The 17,699-nt window shown below is 46.0% G+C and carries 18 protein-coding genes and 1 tRNA gene; 7 read left to right on the forward strand and 12 right to left on the reverse strand.

Annotated elements, in window-relative coordinates; genetic code table 11:
• From flgC to KJB05_RS14025, 4 genes are all read right to left on the reverse strand, one after another.
• A complete protein-coding gene (flgC, locus tag KJB05_RS14010; protein ID WP_005425613.1) occupies positions 1-414 on the reverse strand; it encodes a flagellar basal body rod protein FlgC in 414 nt (137 codons plus the stop codon).
• Between the two features lie 5 nt (positions 415-419).
• On the reverse strand, positions 420-815 hold the full coding sequence (gene flgB, locus KJB05_RS14015; protein ID WP_208444582.1) for a flagellar basal body rod protein FlgB: 396 nt from the start codon (positions 813-815) through the stop codon (positions 420-422).
• Between the two features lie 345 nt (positions 816-1,160).
• Complete coding sequence (locus KJB05_RS14020) at positions 1,161-1,988, reverse strand: protein-glutamate O-methyltransferase (protein WP_005438646.1); 828 nt, start codon at positions 1,986-1,988, stop codon at positions 1,161-1,163.
• A gap of 11 nt (positions 1,989-1,999) precedes the next feature.
• Positions 2,000-2,926, reverse strand: a complete 927-nt coding sequence (locus KJB05_RS14025) for a chemotaxis protein CheV (RefSeq protein WP_005425637.1) — start codon at positions 2,924-2,926, stop codon at positions 2,000-2,002.
• 76 nt (positions 2,927-3,002) lie between these two features.
• On the opposite strand from KJB05_RS14025, the gene flgA reads away from it, so the two are divergent.
• The 3 genes from flgA to flgN all read left to right on the forward strand — a co-directional run bounded on the left by flgA (position 3,003) and on the right by flgN (position 4,631).
• Positions 3,003-3,749 carry a flagellar basal body P-ring formation chaperone FlgA gene (gene flgA / locus KJB05_RS14030; protein ID WP_045412993.1) on the forward strand — a complete coding sequence of 249 codons (747 nt, stop codon included), beginning with the start codon at positions 3,003-3,005 and terminating at the stop codon, positions 3,747-3,749.
• Positions 3,750-3,864: 115 nt separating this feature from the next.
• On the forward strand, positions 3,865-4,179 hold the full coding sequence (flgM, locus tag KJB05_RS14035) for a flagellar biosynthesis anti-sigma factor FlgM (protein WP_208444581.1): 315 nt from the start codon (positions 3,865-3,867) through the stop codon (positions 4,177-4,179).
• Positions 4,180-4,205: 26 nt separating this feature from the next.
• Positions 4,206-4,631 (forward strand): flagellar export chaperone FlgN, encoded by a 426-nt coding sequence (flgN, locus tag KJB05_RS14040; RefSeq protein ID WP_005438640.1) that lies wholly within the window; start codon positions 4,206-4,208, stop codon positions 4,629-4,631.
• Between the two features lie 210 nt (positions 4,632-4,841).
• Here flgN and flgP read toward each other — a convergent pair whose 3' ends face one another.
• Positions 4,842-5,273, reverse strand: coding sequence for a flagellar assembly lipoprotein FlgP (gene flgP, locus KJB05_RS14045; RefSeq protein ID WP_005438638.1), 432 nt, complete (start codon positions 5,271-5,273; stop codon positions 4,842-4,844).
• 9 nt (positions 5,274-5,282) lie between these two features.
• Positions 5,283-5,921, reverse strand: coding sequence for a FlgO family outer membrane protein (locus KJB05_RS14050; RefSeq protein WP_005425606.1), 639 nt, complete (start codon positions 5,919-5,921; stop codon positions 5,283-5,285).
• A 172-nt stretch (positions 5,922-6,093) separates the two neighbouring features.
• On the opposite strand from KJB05_RS14050, the gene KJB05_RS14055 reads away from it, so the two are divergent.
• Positions 6,094-7,227: a flagellar assembly protein FlgT gene (locus tag KJB05_RS14055; RefSeq protein WP_032802617.1), complete on the forward strand. Its 1,134-nt coding sequence runs from the start codon at positions 6,094-6,096 to the stop codon at positions 7,225-7,227.
• A 68-nt stretch (positions 7,228-7,295) separates the two neighbouring features.
• Positions 7,296-7,372, forward strand: a tRNA-Arg gene (locus tag KJB05_RS14060).
• Positions 7,373-7,460: 88 nt separating this feature from the next.
• Here KJB05_RS14060 and KJB05_RS14065 read toward each other — a convergent pair.
• The 5 genes from KJB05_RS14065 to chiP form a co-directional block, all read right to left on the reverse strand.
• Positions 7,461-7,967, reverse strand: a complete 507-nt coding sequence (locus tag KJB05_RS14065) for a hypothetical protein (RefSeq protein WP_027726697.1) — start codon at positions 7,965-7,967, stop codon at positions 7,461-7,463.
• Positions 7,968-8,165: 198 nt separating this feature from the next.
• Positions 8,166-9,122, reverse strand: a complete 957-nt coding sequence (locus KJB05_RS14070; RefSeq protein ID WP_208444580.1) for an OmpA family protein — start codon at positions 9,120-9,122, stop codon at positions 8,166-8,168.
• A gap of 604 nt (positions 9,123-9,726) precedes the next feature.
• A complete protein-coding gene (gene gltX / locus KJB05_RS14075) occupies positions 9,727-11,154 on the reverse strand; it encodes a glutamate--tRNA ligase (protein WP_005438627.1) in 1,428 nt (475 codons plus the stop codon).
• Between the two features lie 226 nt (positions 11,155-11,380).
• The gene (locus KJB05_RS14080) at positions 11,381-11,977 is read right to left on the reverse strand and encodes a DUF2057 domain-containing protein (protein ID WP_038896402.1); all 597 of its coding nucleotides are present in this window, start codon (positions 11,975-11,977) and stop codon (positions 11,381-11,383) included.
• 123 nt (positions 11,978-12,100) lie between these two features.
• The gene (gene chiP / locus KJB05_RS14085) at positions 12,101-13,222 is read right to left on the reverse strand and encodes a chitoporin (protein ID WP_005438625.1); all 1,122 of its coding nucleotides are present in this window, start codon (positions 13,220-13,222) and stop codon (positions 12,101-12,103) included.
• Positions 13,223-13,695: 473 nt separating this feature from the next.
• On the opposite strand from chiP, the gene KJB05_RS14090 reads away from it, so the two are divergent.
• Positions 13,696-16,392 (forward strand): heavy metal translocating P-type ATPase, encoded by a 2,697-nt coding sequence (locus KJB05_RS14090; protein ID WP_208444579.1) that lies wholly within the window; start codon positions 13,696-13,698, stop codon positions 16,390-16,392.
• Between the two features lie 24 nt (positions 16,393-16,416).
• Positions 16,417-16,866 (forward strand): DUF411 domain-containing protein, encoded by a 450-nt coding sequence (locus tag KJB05_RS14095; protein ID WP_208444578.1) that lies wholly within the window; start codon positions 16,417-16,419, stop codon positions 16,864-16,866.
• Between the two features lie 66 nt (positions 16,867-16,932).
• Here KJB05_RS14095 and KJB05_RS14100 read toward each other — a convergent pair whose 3' ends face one another.
• Positions 16,933-17,625 (reverse strand): oligogalacturonate-specific porin KdgM family protein, encoded by a 693-nt coding sequence (locus KJB05_RS14100; RefSeq protein WP_005438618.1) that lies wholly within the window; start codon positions 17,623-17,625, stop codon positions 16,933-16,935.
• Between the last annotated feature and the right edge of the window lie 74 nt (positions 17,626-17,699).

The following is a 17,699-nucleotide window of genomic DNA, read 5'->3' on the forward strand; positions in this document are numbered from 1 at the left end:
TTATTGACCCATCTGCAGCGTACGCAGCAGCATTTGTTTACTAGAATCAGCCACTTGCACATTGGTTTGGTATGCGCGAGAAGCCGAAATCATGTTTGCCATTTCTTCCATTACATTAACGTTAGGCTTGTAGATGTAGCCTTCGTCGTTTGCAAGGGGATGGTCTGGGTTGTACTCCGCATTCAGCGGTTTGTCGCTTTCTACAATACCCATCACCTTCACTGGCACCGTATCACCGCCACGCATGGCGTTACTTAACTCAGCACCAAACACAGCATGACGCGCTTTGTAAGTGTCTTTCGCAGAGCTGCTGACACTGTCGGCATTCGCCAAGTTGCTTGAGGTAGTATTCAGACGAACGGATTCAGCGCTCATTGCGGAACCTGTCACATTGAAAACGTTAAATAAGCTCATCTAAATTATTCCCCTTTGATTGCTTTGGTTAAGTTCTTGAATTTGCTGCCTAGAAAGTCGAGTGATGCTTGGTGTCTGATTTGGTTTTGCATAAATAAGTTACGCTCTAAATCCAAATCTACCGTGTTGCCATCGCCCGTATCTGGTTGCGTAGGAAGACGATATAGTTTGTCCCCGACCAACGTCGTAGTGGCAGGAATATGCCGACCATCTGTGCGGCTAAGACCAATGCTTGCCCCAGATGTTGCCGCCTGCAATTCCTTAGCAAAATCTAAACCTCTTGATTTGTAGCCAGGCGTGTTAGCTTGCGCGATGTTGGTGGAAATCACCTCCGCGTTGTGCTCACGTACGCCCACCGTGTACTGGTGGATGCCTAGTGCGTTGTCAAAAGATATAGCCATGTTTGCCTCTACATTAAGAACTGACCGTTATTAATAACTAAAAAGCAATTAGCGTGCCAAAAATAGAACATGCCGTTTTGCCGCTTCGATTATCGAGGTAATGGATTGCAATAAGCAAGCCAAAGTGATTGATGAAATGTCATATCGAACCAAGTAATCAGCTCGGCTCATTAAAAAATATACACCCGATGCCTGCCCATAGGCAAAAATGACGCAGGCTTTTACAGCAGAGAGGGAGAAAAAGGAAGCGAGAATGAAACGAGAATAGTGGGAGAAAAAAGAAAAGCCTGACACAAAGGTCAGGCTTTTGAAGTGGTTAAAAGAGTCCGCTATTTTAGCTTGTCGCTACTTTAACTTGTAAATAATACCTGGGTTGCAGCGCACCATCTCAAATTTGTCTGTCAAACCCGTCAGTGATTCTGACGCACCCAGCAGTAGGTAACCGCCCGGGTTTAGGCTGTTTGCCATTTGGTTCAGTACTTTCGACTTCATCTCTGGTGAGAAATAAATCAGTACGTTACGACAGAAAATGATGTCGAACTTACCCATTAACGCGTAGCTCTCCATCAAGTTTTGTGGACGGAAGTTCACTAGGCGTTTTACGTTGTCTTTCACTTTCATGCGGCCATCGCCTGCATCTTCAAAGAAGGTGCGACGACGCTCAGGCGAAAGACCACGACCTAAGGCAAGATTATCGTAAACACCCGCACGGCACATATCCAACATACTTGCTGAAATATCCGTCGCGGTGATCGACACGCTTGGCAATAAACCCGGCTTACGCTGCTGCGTTTCCAGAATCGTCATTGCCATTGAGTAAGGTTCTTGGCCTGAAGAGCTCGCAGCCGACCAAATTTTGATTGGTCGCTTGTTTGCCGCCATCTCCGGTAACAGTTTGTCAGCTAATACCGTGAACGGATAAGTATCTCGGAACCACAATGTTTCGTTAGTCGTCATCGCATCAACAGCGGCAATGCGTAGTTCACGATTGCGGCCAGTCACGACATCACGTAGCAAATCCGACAGCGACGCCAGCTTGAATTTTGTCACAAGCGGGCTCAGTCGGCTGCGCACTAGGTATTGCTTACTGTCACCTAATACGATGCCACATTGTGATTCTAGAAAACGGCTAAAGTCACGATACTCTTGATCACTGATTGTAATAGCAGTCATTAATGTCTCTTTTATTGTGTTAATGCAGATTTAACCGCGTTACCCAATTCATCTGGGTTAAATTTCGCAATGAAGGTGTTAGCACCTACGCGCTCAACCATCGCTTGGTTGAAGACGCCACTCAATGAGGAGTGCAGGATAACATAAAGGTTCTTCAAATCTGCATTTCGGCGAATTTCGGCCGTTAGTGTGTAGCCATCCATCTCTGGCATTTCGATATCTGAAATGACCAAAGAAATCTGATCGTAGATGCTACCTTCTTGTGCCATTTCAAGCAGCTTATTGTACGCTTCTTTACCATCTTTCACAGAGACAACTTCAAAACCGATTGAAGTAATTGCACGCTCAACCTGTTTACGCGCTACCGTCGAGTCATCTGCGATCAATACGCGGCGCACGATTGGCTTCTCTTGTTCAGCAACTGCGATCTCTTCGCCGATGCTTGAATCCATGGTTTCGTCTACTGGTGCAATCTCTGCCAAGATTTTCTCAACGTCCAGAATTTCCACTAGCTCGTTGTCGATGTTTGTTACCGCTGTTAGGTAGTGCGCTTTACCAGCACCATCAGGCGGCGGCAAAATCGCTTCCCAGTGCATGTTAATAATGCGCTCAACCGAAGACACCAAAAACGCTTGGATAGTACGGTTGAATTCAGCAATCACAACAAAACATTTATCGATATCTGTCGTTGGACGGCCACCGATTGCCAAACTTAAGTCAATCACTGACACGGTATGGCCACGGATATGAGCGACACCTTTCACTAGCGGGTGTAGGTTTGGCATCGAAGTCAGCTTAGGGCACTGTAGTACTTCTTTTACTTTGAATACGTTAATGCCGTAGCGCTGTCGTCCCATCAACCGAAAAGTGAGTAGTTCCAATCGGTTTTGGCCGACGAGTTGCGTACGCTGATTCACCGAGTCAAGAATCCCCGTCATATGCTCATCTCCATCTCAAACTTTTTGTTTTTAAATGATACTCTACGACTGGCAGGCATAATACCAGAGAAACAGTATGGCGTATCATAATATGAATTCAACACCATTTACTATGACAATATGTAGAGCGTTATTTACAAAGTACGCTAAGTCTATCGGCATTTTGCTCAGTATGTTTAGCTTTTTTGTTCATTCAGCAACGGAAAGTCAGATCGAGCAAATCCGAACCGCCGCCGAGCAGCACATTCTTAGCACGGTAGAGCAACCAGCGGGAGGAAATTTGTCCGTCAATGCGGCAAATATTGATCCACGTATCAAAGCCACCGATTGCCCAGAGCCCCTTGATACATCTGCATCTTCAACAAGTAGCACACGCAGTAACATCAACGTATTGGTTGAATGCCCCGTCGATGACTGGAAGGTTTATGTTCCTGTGAGGATCTCAGCATCGGTCCCGATGATCGTTTCAACACGTCAACTCGGCCGTGGTGAGATCATCAGCGCTTCTGATGTGACGACTTCGATGATCGAATTACAGCGTTTTCGTAAAGATGGTTTTAGCAATATGGAGCAAGTGATCGGTTCAAAGCTAAAACGTAACGTTCGCCTTGGTGATGTTGTAGAACGCAATGATGTCTGCGTGGTATGCCGCAATGAGAAAGTCACGATCAAAGCCGTAAAATCGGGTATGACGATCACCACGCAGGGCACGGCATTACAGGATGGATCCGCTGGAGATCAAGTAAGAGTGAAAAATGATAAGTCCCAACGTATAATAGAAGGAATTGTGACAGGCATTGCGGAAATCACCATCACCTTCTAGGGTTGGTTGATGTACGGCAAATCGATCAATAAAAATGCAAAAAATCACTAAAGTTATTTTGCCCTTGGTCGATAGTCTGGATACCAGTATTACGATACGAGTTTAAGGTTGAAACATGGCAGGTATAGATAATATACGTTCAGGTCAGATGATGACGACGACAAGTCGCGCACCTGCACGAATGGATTCTAGTGCAACCAGCACAACGGAATCGAAAAAAGCGCCAGCACAACAAGACGCGGTATCACTAAGCCAACAAGGCAAAGCAGTCAGCAAACTCCAGAAGGATATGGCAGCTTCTCCGGCTTATGACAGCGCAAAAGTGGCGGCAATCAAAGAAGCAATTGCAAACGGTTCATACAAAGTTGACCCAGAGAAACTGGCGGACAACATGATCAAGTTTGAACACGAATTGCAAGGTAAAAGCTAACTGACTTAGGCCCAAGGTAAGAATTCATGGCAGCATTAGTCGATCTTGTTAACTTCCAGCTAGAAAATGCAAAAGCACTTTCTGGTGTGTTACGTCAAGAAACACAGGCGATCAGCGCACGTGTATCTACTGAGATCGAGAAACTTGCCAAAGAAAAGATGACACTCATTGGTCAATTAAGAACAACTGACCAGCGAATCGCCTCTCACCCGCACGTCAATCAACTTACCGAAGATGCAAACCTAAGTCAGGTTGTCGCCCAGATCCAATCCATCATTCTCGATTGTCAGCAAGTAAACCAAATGAACGGTGAATCGCTCAATCGTGCTCAATCCAGTTTCAATAAACTTAACAACATGCTTCAGCGTACCCACGGTAAGGTCGGTATGACCTACAACGCCGGCGGCAAAACCCACACCATTTCGACTCTAGGCACCAACATCAAAGCCTAACTCTTTGAGCTCATCCCACGACTACTCTATCAACGTTGTCTTTTAGTTAGCTACCCTCTTCCTCAAAACATAGCCAAAACGTAACCCAAACCTAACGTTCATAAAGCCTAACGCGCATAAAACTCTCGCGTACAAAGCTCATACGTATAAAAAAGCGACAGATTGTTGCCAACCCGTCGCTCAAATAGATTATCTGTTTGTAAAGTTGTATTAGAACAAGGTCTGCTGACGCTTCTCAGGCACCTGTTGTACTTCACCGTAGTCACGCAGTTTATCCATCTTACGGATATCCAAACGCAACTCTGTCACATAGCTGTCTTCTACTAAGTAACTGCGCACGACTTCTGCACCTCGAATAACGCCATCGACCGCGCCCGATGTGCTTTCAATACCTAGACGTTGATCAGCAAGCTCTGCACGCCCACTTACTCGCATACCATACACTTGCTCAGCAAGTTCACGGTAGGCATCAATCTTAGACGCACGCATTGCACGAACACGTTTCTCTTCGACAGTACGGCCAGTTTGCTCACTTACGCTTGCATAACCCACCGCCAATAAAATCTCATCTTGGCGCATCTGTTGTAGAGGCTGACATCCCACCAGCACCAATGTTGCGATAATAAATAATAACTTCTTCATGCTAGTTTCCTACGGGCGGAGAATCACAGTGTATGGCTGACGAATAGTCGGGTCAGAACGAATAAGCACGCCATCTTGGGTGCGGATGCTGTTCAGCGTATCCAAATCACGGCCAATACGATCCGCAGGTAAGAAACCTTGCGCCGTTGCAACCACGATGCGGCTCTGCATGCCCACAACACGAGCATTCACGAGCACACCACCTTCTTGGCGAAGCATAGTGCCTGTCAGCACGTACTGGATCTCTTGCTCTTGTGCCAGATCTTGCCAATCACGGCTCAGTGCAAAATCGCCTTGCTGAGTCACTTGGATTGAACCTGTGGTTTTGAAATCCACGACTTTAAAACCACGACGTTGGAATTGGTGAATAAACCCTTCCGATACCGAGTTACCAAGCCAGTTGGTTGCATCCATGTTTTGCAGATCGACAAAAGAAGTAATCGCAATCGGTGTACGCGACGATACTGCAACGTTCGAAACCATCAGCTCTTCCGTCATGCTCTCAATGAAATAGTCCATCGTATGACGTGGACTGTCCATCAGCATAAATTGGCTGCCAGAATACGGTTCTTTACCATTGTAAATTGGTGAGTACGCGCACGATGTTAAAAGCGTCATCATCGATGCGGCAACAAGCCATCTTTTCATGGTTTGATTCTCCAGATAATCTTAGGTGTTACTGCTCTTTTTCGACTTCATTTCAATAAAACGTAATCTTGGAACAGTCTTTGCTTTTCTTCTGTTTGTCGAACGAAAGAAAAGCCCACCAAACTTCACTGAAATTGGTAAAGCAATATTTATACCCGAACGGTTACTAACAATGAAAAAATTATTTTTTAGCCTAATATCAATCACTTTTATATTGATGACGCCATTTCGTGCGGCTGCATCTTGGTATGAAGTGACAGGCGTTGCCACTATCGTTTCTTCTGAAGAAGCGGCAAGGCTGCATGCGTTGGAAGACGCGCTCTTCAAGGCTGTCAACTTTTCGGGCGCGGACATTGGCAGCATCAGTAACTTGATGCCATTGCTGGAAGAAAACCGCAAAGAGTACCAATTCACCAACCATGAAGTACGTTACATCTTGGTCGAATCAGAGCGTAAACGCAGCGGCAAAGTGGAAATGAGGATCCGAGTGGACATTTATCCATCGGCAACGGGTTGCCACGTGGATCAATACAAGAAGACGATCTTAGTCGGCAACATCGATGTCGCTTCTCCTCAACAAGCGGTCATGGGCCAAATTTACAATGTTGGTGATGATTTTAGCCACGTGGTCAATCGTCAGCTTGATCAAACCTCACGCAGTTTTGTGTCTGTTGGTACTACCGATTACTCCATCAGTGCTAATTACCCAGAGCGCACTAAGATGATCGCGCAAGACAATGGCGCGCAATACATCATCGGCGGCGTCATTACCGATTTGACCGCCACGATCGATGCCAAGCTGCTTAAAGATGACGTTATCAACCGCCAGTTTGCGATGGAGATGAAAGTCTTCGACGGAAAAACAGGCCACGAGGTTTACCACAAGAACTACCGCGAAGTGGCTCGTTGGCCATTTGCTAAAACCAGCCAAGTCGATACTCGCAGTGCTCGTTTCTGGGCATCGACTTACGGTGAGATGATGCTGCGCGTTAGCCGCAACATTATGTTGGATTTGGAATCAGAGCTGTCTTGTAAAATCACACTGCCAGAGGTCGTTGCTGTATTTGGCAATACTGTCACCATGGATCTTGGCCGCATGCACGGCGTACAAGAAGGTGATCAGCTGCAATTGTGGCACACGGCGTCTTTCATCGACCAAAACGGCTTACCGCGTAATAAGGTCTCTCAGAGCGATATTACCCTAAGAGTAACTCGTGTTTACGAACACGAAGCGGAGCTGACTATTGAGCAGCCAAACCTTGCCTCTAGTGTGCAGATTGGTGACGTAATGAACAAGATGCTTTAGCAACGCGTATAAAGCTTTGCGATATGCCTACTTTTGAATATCATAGGCAACGCATCTTATTTGATTACGCCCCCATGGCACAGCTGGATAGCGCAGTCCCCTCCTAAGGGACAGGTCGTAGGTTCGAATCCTACTGGGGGCGCCATTCATCGCCTTAGCTTAGTTTATTTAAGCTAAGGCTTTTTTATGTCTACTGATCAGAGAAAGGAAAACAAGAGAAGCTAACCGCATCGCTATTTGAGGTCGATGCTGTTGAGACGCCCCATAAAGGTCAAGATTTCGAGATTATCTTTGTGTGCATCAAGCAAAGCTTTTTTGGTTTGCATATAAGCCGCAAGCTTGCCGTACTTGTTGATAGACCGCACGACCGTTTTGTACTTGTATTCGCCAGCGTCATTAAACTCACGCCACTTTGCAATGTAACAAGTGTCACGGTTGTCTGGGTCATCCAGCGTCGGATTTGGTTTGTGGACTATCTTAGGCTCCACACTGTGTGGCAACCGCGTCATTAAGTACGGGTCTTTCAATAGTCTCCGCCAAAACTTCCCCCACATCTCACGCCCGAGCTCATTACGCAGTTTGATGGCCTTCTTAAGACCTCTCTTTTCTCCAATGCGCACGAATCCGACGGAACGATGCAAAACAGTATCTTCCGGTGTGTGGATATGAATCTTAAAGGCTGTCTTGCCTTTTGAAATGAAGCGGTGTCCAGTATTTGTAATTAAATTGCTCTTAGACATAGTGCTAACTAATAATTCTATTAATAGCTAAAAGGGTAAGCAAAACTCATAGATAATTAAAGTAATAAAATACAAAACTGTAAATAGCATCAGTGTTGATTCTTTTTTGAAACATCTAAATTCAGATGTAAAAAAGCCCCAAAGAGCGAACTCTTTGGGGCATTCAGCGCTTAAGGCTTCTAACGGTCAGATAGGAGCTTATTGCTGAACTTGGTATACGAACTCAGGAACAACAACTTCTACGCGACGGTTTTGTTCACGGCCTTCACGAGTCTCGTTTGAAGCGATTGGGTTGTTTTCACCTTCGCCACGAGCGTGAATGCGATCTGCGTCGATGCCTTTCTCTACAAGAGCGTTAGCTACAGATTCAGCACGCTTCTCAGAAACTTTTTGGTTGTAAGCTGCTGGGCCTGAAGTATCTGTGTAACCAATTACGTCAACGTTCGCTTGTGGGTACTCGTTTAGGAATGCTACTAGGTCGTCTAGTTTCGCAGCGCTCTCTGGTTTAAGAGTAGTGCTGTTTAGCGCGAAGCTACCAGTACCGATTGTTTGAGTTTCGAAAGTCTTAGTTACTACTACTGGAGCAACTTCTTCTACAACCACTTCTTCAACTACTGGCTCTTCTTCTACAACAACTTCGTCGTTACCGCCGAATTTGAATGCAACGCCTAGAGTTGCAGAGTTGCCCATTGCTTTCACTGAATCGTTGCTGATGTCAGTGATTGTTTGGTATTCCGCACGTGCTGTTACGTTTTCGCTGATGTTGAATTCAAGACCAGCTGCACCTAGGTAAGAGTAGTCATCTTTACCGTCGTTCATCATTAGGTAAGCACCACCCACTTTACCGTAAAGTGCGATGTCTTCTGTGATTGGTAGGCTGAACTTAGGAGCAAGAGTGATTGCTTCTACGTGACCACCGAAAGAAGTTTGGTCGAAGTCACCTAGGTTGTCGAAACCAGCTTCTACTGAGAAGTAGTCATTCATTTCGTAACCAACAAAAGCACCTAGAGTAGAGCCATCTTTGTCACAAGCTTGACCAGCTACACAAGCGTCTTCCATCCAAGACTTACCCATCTTACCGCCCACGTATACTTCTGCGTGTGCTGCTGAAGCCATAAGTAAAGAAGCTGAAATTACCGCTGCTAGTTTTTTCATTATTGATTCCTCTAAAAGAAGTTCTCTTGTTCGTAACGAAATGCGCCGCCTGACTGACGTTGTATTTCAATTCTTTTATTCAGTTCCTTTGAGTTTGATACCGAAGTAACTTCCGACTGTTTGCATAAAAGTCACTTGGGTATGCCTCCTGGTCAGTGGTGCATATCGCTCCCTCACTGACGGCGAGCACTATAACTCCAAGAAATCCCGAGACAAATCCCAAAACTGTCAATTTAATGTCATCGAAAAGCATGACTTAATGTGATCTAGAGCACTCCAAAGCGAGCTGCGACAACGACGCAAACGTTTGCGTGATGTTTCGAAAAAGAATAGGTAAAGCAAATTAACTTCTCATTAATGAGACGATAAATAGGGAACTTTATGGATTGTGTTTTTAATTCAGAGAGATATTTCGTATGAAACAAGCAAATACGCATTTACAAAGGTTATATTTGGATAAGTAAAACTTATCAATTTTTGAGCAACTTGATGATAAAAGATACACAAAGGACAACCGACCTTGGTGAAATTAGGCCGTTTTCCTAGCAAAAGATACAAAAAAGCCGCGAAGTTTATCGCGGCTTTTGACTATTTATTCAGGCAATTATGCGTTTGCTTCACGCTCAGCGATGAACTCAAGCGCCATCTTAATGCGAGCAACACAGCGCTCTTTGCCAATCAGTTCCATTACTGCGTCTACAGAAGGAGACTGACCGCCACCTGTTACTGCTACGCGCAGTGGCATACCGATTTTGCCCATGCCGATTTCTAGCTCTTCACATACTGCTGCGATAACGCCATCTTTGATGTTCGCTGTCGTCCACTCAGTCAGTGCTTCTGCTTTCGCTAGAGCAAGCTCTAGAGGCTCTTTAGCAACGCCGCGTAGGTGTTTCTTCGCCGCGCCCGCTTCAAACTCAGCGAAGTCTTCGTAGAAGTAACGGATTTGCTCAGCTAGCTCAACTAGCGTGTTGCAACGCTCACCCACTAGCTTGATCACTTCAGTGATAGCTGGGCCGTTTGTTACGTCTAGTTTTTGTTGATCAAGGTGCCATTGTAGGTGCTGTGCAACGTACGCTGGATCTGAGTTCTTGATGTAGTGGTTGTTCAACCATTGCAGTTTGTCAGTGTTGAACGCTGACGCTGACTTAGATACTGCGTTTAGGCTAAATAGGTTGATCATCTCTTCTTGGGTGAAGATCTCTTGATCACCATGAGACCAGCCAAGACGCACTAGGTAGTTGTTTAGTGCTGCAGGTAGGTAACCCATATCGCGGTATTGCATTACTGATACAGCGCCGTGACGCTTAGACAGTTTCGCACCGTCATCACCTAGGATCATTGCACAGTGTGCGAATGTTGGTACTGGCGCACCTAGTGCTTCGTAGATGTTGATCTGACGAGGCGTGTTGTTGATGTGGTCTTCACCGCGCACTACGTGAGTGATACCCATATCCCAGTCGTCAACCACTACACAGAAGTTGTACGTTGGCGAACCGTCAGTACGACGGATGATCAGATCATCCATTTGCGTGTTGCTGATTTCGATACGGCCACGGATTTGGTCATCAAATACTACGCTGCCTTCTTTCGGGTTACGGAAACGGATAACACATGGATCGCCATCTTTTGCCGCTTCGTTTGCCGCTTTGATCTTTGGATGGTTAGCATCGTAGCGAGGCATTTCTTTGTTTGCTTCTTGCTCTGCACGAACTTCGTCTAGCAGCTCTTTAGATGCGTAACATTTGTATGCTTTGTCTTCTTCTAGAAGCTTATCAACCATCTCGTTGTAACGATCAAAACGTTGAGTTTGGAAGTAAGGACCTTCGTTCCACTCAAGACCTAGCCATTCCATGCCTTCTAGGATCGCATCAACCGCTTCCTGAGAGTTACGCTCAAGGTCAGTATCTTCGATACGTAGAACGAATTCACCACCTTGGTTTTTAGCGTATAGCCAAGAGTAAAGTGCAGTACGCGCACCACCAACGTGTAGGTAGCCAGTTGGGCTAGGAGCAAAACGAGTTTTAACCGTCATCAGAGTTCCTTAGGGGTAATGAGCAACGAGAGGGCTCTCGTTGTAATATCAAGGATAAAAGTGGCGACATTTTACCATCGTAAGTCGATTCTACAATCCTTCCGTGTGGTTTAACGCCAGAAATACAAACAGGGCAGCACCGATTAAGGTACTGCCCTCTTATTTATAGCGACAAAATACTTAGAACAACAGAAAAGCTATCGCAAAAGAAAGTTACTATTGCCGATTATTTCAGGTTCTGCATCGCCCACTGCATGAATTCTTGTTGCTCTTGACGGCTTAGATCACTGAATGACTCTTTCAATGTCTTAGTGACAGCCGGAGACGCCGCGATGCTTGCTTTCGTCGATTGCTTGTTCATTGCTTTGTTGTAATCAGCCACTTCACGTTCATAGTCGCGGAACCCTTGTAGGCCGCCTTTGCGAAGTTGAACCATTGAAAACTCAACATCTTTGCCACTTGCATCTTTAAGCGTCAGTTTCGGATCCATTTCAAATGCTTTGGCTTCTTCAATAGTGCGGAACTTATTGTATGTCAGCGTGAGCTCTGCATCTTTCGGTGCATCGAACTCAAGTAGAAGCGGCTGTGAATCGAATTTACGACGCTTGCCATCTTCAAATACAATTTGACCAACATTCACAGCAAGTTGGTTTGCACCATCTTCAACTTTGATGCTGTTGTTATCAGAGATCCACTCAGGGTAGACGAACTCACTGTTGAGAACGCGAGGAACCAATTCCGCTTGCAGAGTCAATTGAGCAGCAAATGCAGGCGCAGAAAGGATTGCGCAAAGTCCTAATAGTGTGGTTGTTTTTTTCATCATGGTTTTCTCGTCTTATACCAATTTAGATAAGCCACTGAAACTAACAGGCCGGTCATTCCAATGGCTTATGTGAATAAGTATCAAGACAAAAAGGGCGTTTCCGCCCTTTTAGCTGCTTCTATATTAGAAGTAGTATTCAACACCTACAGAGAACTCGTCGTAGTCAGCTGACTTCCAACGTGCTTTAGTGTTATCGTCTAGTTGAGACGCACCGTCACCGAAGTCTAGAGTACGTGCACGAGCGTAAAGTACTGCAGATGGGTCTACGAAGTACATGATCTGTGCAGATAGTACATCATCTGCTGTGTTGTCGATTGTCTTACCGTCACGTTCTAGGTCAAAGTTTGCTGCGTAACCCAGTTTGTACTGCCAGTCACCTGTTGTGTACATCAGACCTGCAGACATCGCATCTTGCTTCTCGTTTACACCGTTGCTTGCGTCAGCTTCCATGTATTTGTATTGAGCGAAGAAAGAGATACCGTTTTCAAACCAACCTTGAACACCTACTAGGTACGTGTTGTTTTCCCAAGTTTGACCTTCACCTTCGATGTTGCGGTTACCTTCGTACGCAGCATCCAATTGTAGTGGACCTAACTTGTAGTGAGCCGCGATGCCGCCCCAGTAATCGTCGCCTTCACCTAGACCAGCTTTGTCACCTGCACCCGCTGCGATATCTAGAGAGAATTTGTCAGCAAACATTGGAGAGTCCCAACGGATTGTGTTTGATTGACGGTCTTGGTACTTAGCACCACCGATCGCACCACCCCAGTCGTAAACATCGCCTAGACCTGGGTTAGATGCTGGCCAGTCAACCAACTCGTACATTGGAGTAAGAACACGACCTAGACGAACTTGACCCCAAGAAGCGCTTTCAAAACCTACGAATGTGTCACGCTCACCAAGACCTGCACCTTCACCACCGAAGCTTGGGTCTACGTAGCCACCTTCGATTTGCCAAATGAACGTTGGTTCAAAGTTAGCGAATTGCTTTTTACCACGGAAGCCGATACGTGATTCGTTGTTTAGCTGCATGCCGCCCAAATCGTCGTCAGTTGCTTTGCTACCAGAATCGTAATCGCGGTACGCGGCCTGCATCGCGATAATGCCGTAAACTTCGTAAGAGAAAGAGTCTTTAGTTAGGTACTCTTTCGCTGCATCACTGTTTGCACCATCAGCAAAAGCTGAACCACTGAACATCATGCCTGTGATTGCAGTAGCAAGTAGGCTTTTCTTTAGGTAAGACATTTTTAACCCCTATATTTTTAGTTTTTTCCATTTTCAAATTCGCTAACTAGGACATTGCAGGAACTTGAAACAATGTGTGGACGGGGCAAATATGACAAACTTTTTTCGCAGTAAAAAACTTTCCAAACCGCAATCTGAGCAAGTTCAAAATCAGAAGATCAAAAGCAATATAAACCAATAATTAACAACAACTTATAGTGACAAATAAAAATATAAAAACGTCAAAACCACTCAATCTCTCTCTGTTTTTATATAAAAAGCTCAAAAATCGTGAGCGCCCTCACTCAACTTTTAGGCGTTTTAACGGAACTTTATATTCAGAGAGAAAAAACTTTGAGATAACTCGCAACAATCCCTGCACAAAGGCTGTGCAATAACGTCGATTTTGACGAATTTGTTTCGCGTCGAAAAACTTGACCTTCCCCTTGCAGGAAGGTTTATGCTCTGCTCATTACTATTATTGAGGACAAATTATGTATCAGTTCGTTGTACCTATGTCAGGGCTCAACTGCATGGGCTGTGCGAGAAAAGTTGAGAAAGCTTTACATGCCAATCACAGTGTTGAGATCATCAATTTGTCCCCGACCATGGTTGAGATGAAAACCGAGTCCCCTCTTGCTTCTATTGTTGAATCGATCGAGTCCCTGGGTTATCACGCTGGTCATCAATTTCAGTTCCATCTAGCTGGATTGAGCTGCGGCAGCTGCGTGAAGAAACTCTCTTCTTTATTAGAAGCGAATCAAGACGTCATTGCATTTCAAGCGTCGACAACCCAACTCGATATCACGACCCTACTCTCAGAGCAGCAAGTGATCGATCTTGTGGCAACTCTTGGCTATACCGCTAGCCTTGATTCTATTGAAGTAGAAGAAGAAAGCTCACCAGAGATTAAACAGGCAGAAAAGCAAAGCAATATTAAAGATGCACAGGTGCCACCAGCGAGTATTCAATTGCAAATGCTGATTCAAGGCATGACGTGTGCGAGTTGCGTCTCTTCAGTAGAGAAAGCACTTACTAACGTAGAAGGCATTGAGAAAGCACAAGTAAACCTTGCTGAGCAAAGTGCATTAGTGTTCGCCACTCAAGATACAGAAGCCCTTCACCAAGCGATCGTTGAATCCGTAAAGCAAGCCGGATACCAAGCAGAGATCTTGCAAGACGCAGCAACCCAACAAGAAAAGCAAGCGGCTCAACAACTTGCCCAACAAAAACGCTTCAAGCTAGATGCCATTGCTGGCTTAGTTGTCGGTGCGCCACTGATGTTGTGGGGAGTGTTTGGCGGCAACATGGTGATTCGCAATACGAACGACCAGTTGGCTTGGGGCGCGATTGGTATTTTGTGTCTCTTACTGCTTGCAACCGCGGGTAAGCACTTCTTTACTAACGCATGGTTAGCAGCCACTCACAAACGCGCCACCATGGACACCTTAGTAGCGCTTGGTACTGGTGCGGCGTGGTTCTATTCAATGCTTGTGGTGATTTTCCCAGACTGGTTCCCTCTTGCTTCACGCCACGTATACTTTGAAGCGAGCGCAATGATCATCGGCTTAATTTCTCTTGGTCATTATATAGAGGCAAAAGCCAAAGCAAACACAACACGCTCATTGCAGGCTCTGATTAACCTGCAACCTCAACAAGCAACTGCGATTACAGAACAAGGTGATCAACAGATCGCAGTTGAGCAAATCACGCTAGGCATGAAACTGCGCATCAAACCGGGCGAGAAAGTGCCAGTAGATGGCGTTGTGATACAGGGTGAATCGTACATTGATGAGTCGATGCTAACCGGTGAACCCGTACCAGTATTAAAAGCGCAAGATGCGCAAGTGTCTGCCGGTACATTAAATACCGATGGTGGATTAATCATTGAAGCAACGGGCATCGGCGCAAACACCATGCTGGCTCGAATCATTCGCATGGTACGCACGGCGCAAAGCAGTAAGCCTGCCATTGCCAAATTAGCAGACCAGATTTCATCGGTATTTGTGCCGGTCGTGGTCGGCATCGCAATCCTTGCCGCTTTGGTTTGGTTTGCCGTAGGTCCAGAGCCTAAAGCCAGTTACATGCTTGTAGTAACGACCACTGTGCTGATCATCGCCTGCCCTTGTGCACTGGGCTTAGCAACACCATTGTCGGTCACCGTTGGTGTCGGTAAAGCCGCAGAGCTCGGCATTCTGATCAAAGACGCTGATGCACTGCAGTTGGCGAGCAAAATTGACACGGTCGTATTCGATAAAACTGGCACGCTTACTCAAGGTAAACCGAGTGTGCAGCAAGTGTTTACTCACGCCACCAGCCAAGAGCACATGCTTGCTCTGGCATACGCGGCAGAGCGTCAATCGGAGCACCCGTTGGCAAAAGCCGTATGTGATTACGCGAGAAAGAACAATACTGAAAGTGTTGAGTTGAGCGCATTCGAGAACATTCGTGGCCGTGGCATCACCGCGACTTACCAAGCACAGCCGCTACTCATCGGCTCATTGCAATTCATGCAAACCGAGCAGATTGATACCAGCTCAATGAAGCAAGCGATTGAAGATTGTGCAAACAACGCTTGGACACCAGTGGCTGTAACGCTTAACAACGAACTGATTGGTTTAATTGCCATCGCTGACCCGATTAAAACTGATGCCAAGCAAGCGGTGTCTGCATTAAAATCGCAGGGCATAAAAACCGTCATGCTCACGGGCGACAACCAACACGTAGCCAATGCTATCGGTAAAGAGCTCGGCATTGATGAAGTCATCGCTCAAGTGATGCCCGACGAGAAAGCACAACATATTGAACTGCTGCAATCTCAAGGCCGCACAGTGGCGATGATCGGTGATGGCATCAATGACGCACCAGCCCTTGCGTTGGCGGATCTTGGTGTCGCAATGGGAAGTGGCAGTGACGTGGCAATCGAAAGCTCACAAATGACCATTCTCAATACATCACCAATGGCCGTTGTGCATGCGATTGAACTCTCGCGCGCAACACTTAAGAACATGAAACAAAACTTGTTCGGCGCCTTTGTTTATAACTCGTTGGGTATCCCTATCGCCGCAGGCGTACTTTACCCAGCGTTTGGATTTTTGCTCAGTCCTGTCGTTGCTGGTGCAGCGATGGCACTGTCTTCAATCACGGTCGTCAGTAATGCAAATCGACTACGACTGTTTACCATTAAGTAAGCGACACTTCTTCTCGAGGATATTATGAAGTTGAAACTATTGACCTTTACAATGCTTGCTGTCACATCGGCGAACGTATTAGCCGCTGATGTCATCAACCACAAATCGCCATACTGTGGCTGCTGTGGCGAATGGACAAAACACATGGAAGAGAACGGCTTTACTGTGGAAGAAAAGCTGCATGATGACATGAATGCGATCAAACGCGATTTGGGCATCAAGAACGAACAGCTTTACTCTTGCCACACCGCAGAGATCGATGGCTACGTATTTGAAGGTCATATTCCTGCAGACGACATTAAAGCGTTTTTGGAAAACCCACCTCGAAATGCAAAAGGCCTGACTGTACCGGGCATGCCAATGGGCTCACCGGGCATGGAGTACGGTGATAAGAAAGACAGCTACGCTGTATACGCCTACAACGAGAAAGGTCAGGTTTACGAATACCGCTACCACCAAGGTAACGACCAATAAAAACAAAGCCCAGCGATTCAAACCGCTGGGCTTTTTCTTAATGGACAGTTAAGACAAACTTTTTAATTAGAAGCCGTAAGACGCACCGAACACGAACGCGTTGTTCACTAGGCTGTCACCCGCTGAGTTTTCTGCACCGTGAGCTTGGCTACGGAACTCAAAGTATGGCTGTACGCCTTTACGAGTCCATGTTGCACGCAACTCGTGGTCCATGGTCTCTGCTTCAATCATGTAAACGTTGTTGTAGCTGAAGGTCACGTCTTCATTCATCGCGTAACCAATGCGGTTATCCATGCGGTAATCTGTATCAGCATCAGCGTCTGTCGCATCAATGTGTGCACGAGTACGGTTGCTTAGCGAGATACCGTTATCGAAGTTGTAACCGATTTTAACCAAAGGACGGTATTGGATGCTCTCACCCGCAGAGAATAGGTGTTGGTAACCTGCTGCAACCCATAGGTGATCAGTGATATTAAATGCTTGCTCACCACCCACAGTGATTGCTGGTGTTGTGTTACCTGCGCCGCCGTTTTCAGTTTCTAGTTTACCTAGCTGAATGCCGTCAAACTCAGTGTAAACCGTGAAGCCGCCGAATTGGTTATCGAAAGTGTGGCCGGCTTCTAGCGTTGATGTCATGTCCGAACCGTGGATTCGGCCATCATCGTGGAATTGGATGTTACCCGTTACGTAAGATGAGCCTGCGAAAGCGCTTGATGCGAAAACAAGAGAAAGTGCACTTAGTGCAAAAACGTTTTTCATAATTACTGCCTTTATTTGTTCACGTTATGCGATGAGATGTCCGGCTATCACTTGCCCTTCATCGCAAACATTGG

Origin of the sequence: Vibrio sp. B1ASS3 (assembly GCF_905175355.1) — a bacterium.
GTDB classification, from domain to species: Bacteria; Pseudomonadota; Gammaproteobacteria; order Enterobacterales; family Vibrionaceae; genus Vibrio; species Vibrio owensii.

Coding starts and splice junctions, on each gene's coding strand:
- flgP (WP_005438638.1), bottom strand. CDS start 5,273: ATGAAGAAGTTATTATTTATTATCGCAACATTGGTGCTGGTGGGATGT.
- KJB05_RS14025 (WP_005425637.1), bottom strand. CDS start 2,926: ATGACGGGGATTCTTGACTCGGTGAATCAGCGTACGCAACTCGTCGGC.
- flgB (WP_208444582.1), bottom strand. CDS start 815: ATGGCTATATCTTTTGACAACGCACTAGGCATCCACCAGTACACGGTG.
- KJB05_RS14100 (WP_005438618.1), bottom strand. CDS start 17,625: ATGAAAAACGTTTTTGCACTAAGTGCACTTTCTCTTGTTTTCGCATCA.
- KJB05_RS14080 (WP_038896402.1), bottom strand. CDS start 11,977: ATGATGAAAAAAACAACCACACTATTAGGACTTTGCGCAATCCTTTCT.
- gltX (WP_005438627.1), bottom strand. CDS start 11,154: ATGACGGTTAAAACTCGTTTTGCTCCTAGCCCAACTGGCTACCTACAC.
- KJB05_RS14055 (WP_032802617.1), top strand. CDS start 6,094: ATGAAAAAATTATTTTTTAGCCTAATATCAATCACTTTTATATTGATG.
- KJB05_RS14090 (WP_208444579.1), top strand. CDS start 13,696: ATGTATCAGTTCGTTGTACCTATGTCAGGGCTCAACTGCATGGGCTGT.
- KJB05_RS14070 (WP_208444580.1), bottom strand. CDS start 9,122: ATGAAAAAACTAGCAGCGGTAATTTCAGCTTCTTTACTTATGGCTTCA.
- flgN (WP_005438640.1), top strand. CDS start 4,206: ATGGCAGCATTAGTCGATCTTGTTAACTTCCAGCTAGAAAATGCAAAA.
- KJB05_RS14065 (WP_027726697.1), bottom strand. CDS start 7,967: ATGTCTAAGAGCAATTTAATTACAAATACTGGACACCGCTTCATTTCA.
- flgC (WP_005425613.1), bottom strand. CDS start 414: ATGAGCTTATTTAACGTTTTCAATGTGACAGGTTCCGCAATGAGCGCT.
- KJB05_RS14020 (WP_005438646.1), bottom strand. CDS start 1,988: ATGACTGCTATTACAATCAGTGATCAAGAGTATCGTGACTTTAGCCGT.
- chiP (WP_005438625.1), bottom strand. CDS start 13,222: ATGTCTTACCTAAAGAAAAGCCTACTTGCTACTGCAATCACAGGCATG.
- flgM (WP_208444581.1), top strand. CDS start 3,865: ATGGCAGGTATAGATAATATACGTTCAGGTCAGATGATGACGACGACA.
- KJB05_RS14095 (WP_208444578.1), top strand. CDS start 16,417: ATGAAGTTGAAACTATTGACCTTTACAATGCTTGCTGTCACATCGGCG.
- KJB05_RS14050 (WP_005425606.1), bottom strand. CDS start 5,921: ATGAAAAGATGGCTTGTTGCCGCATCGATGATGACGCTTTTAACATCG.
- flgA (WP_045412993.1), top strand. CDS start 3,003: ATGGCGTATCATAATATGAATTCAACACCATTTACTATGACAATATGT.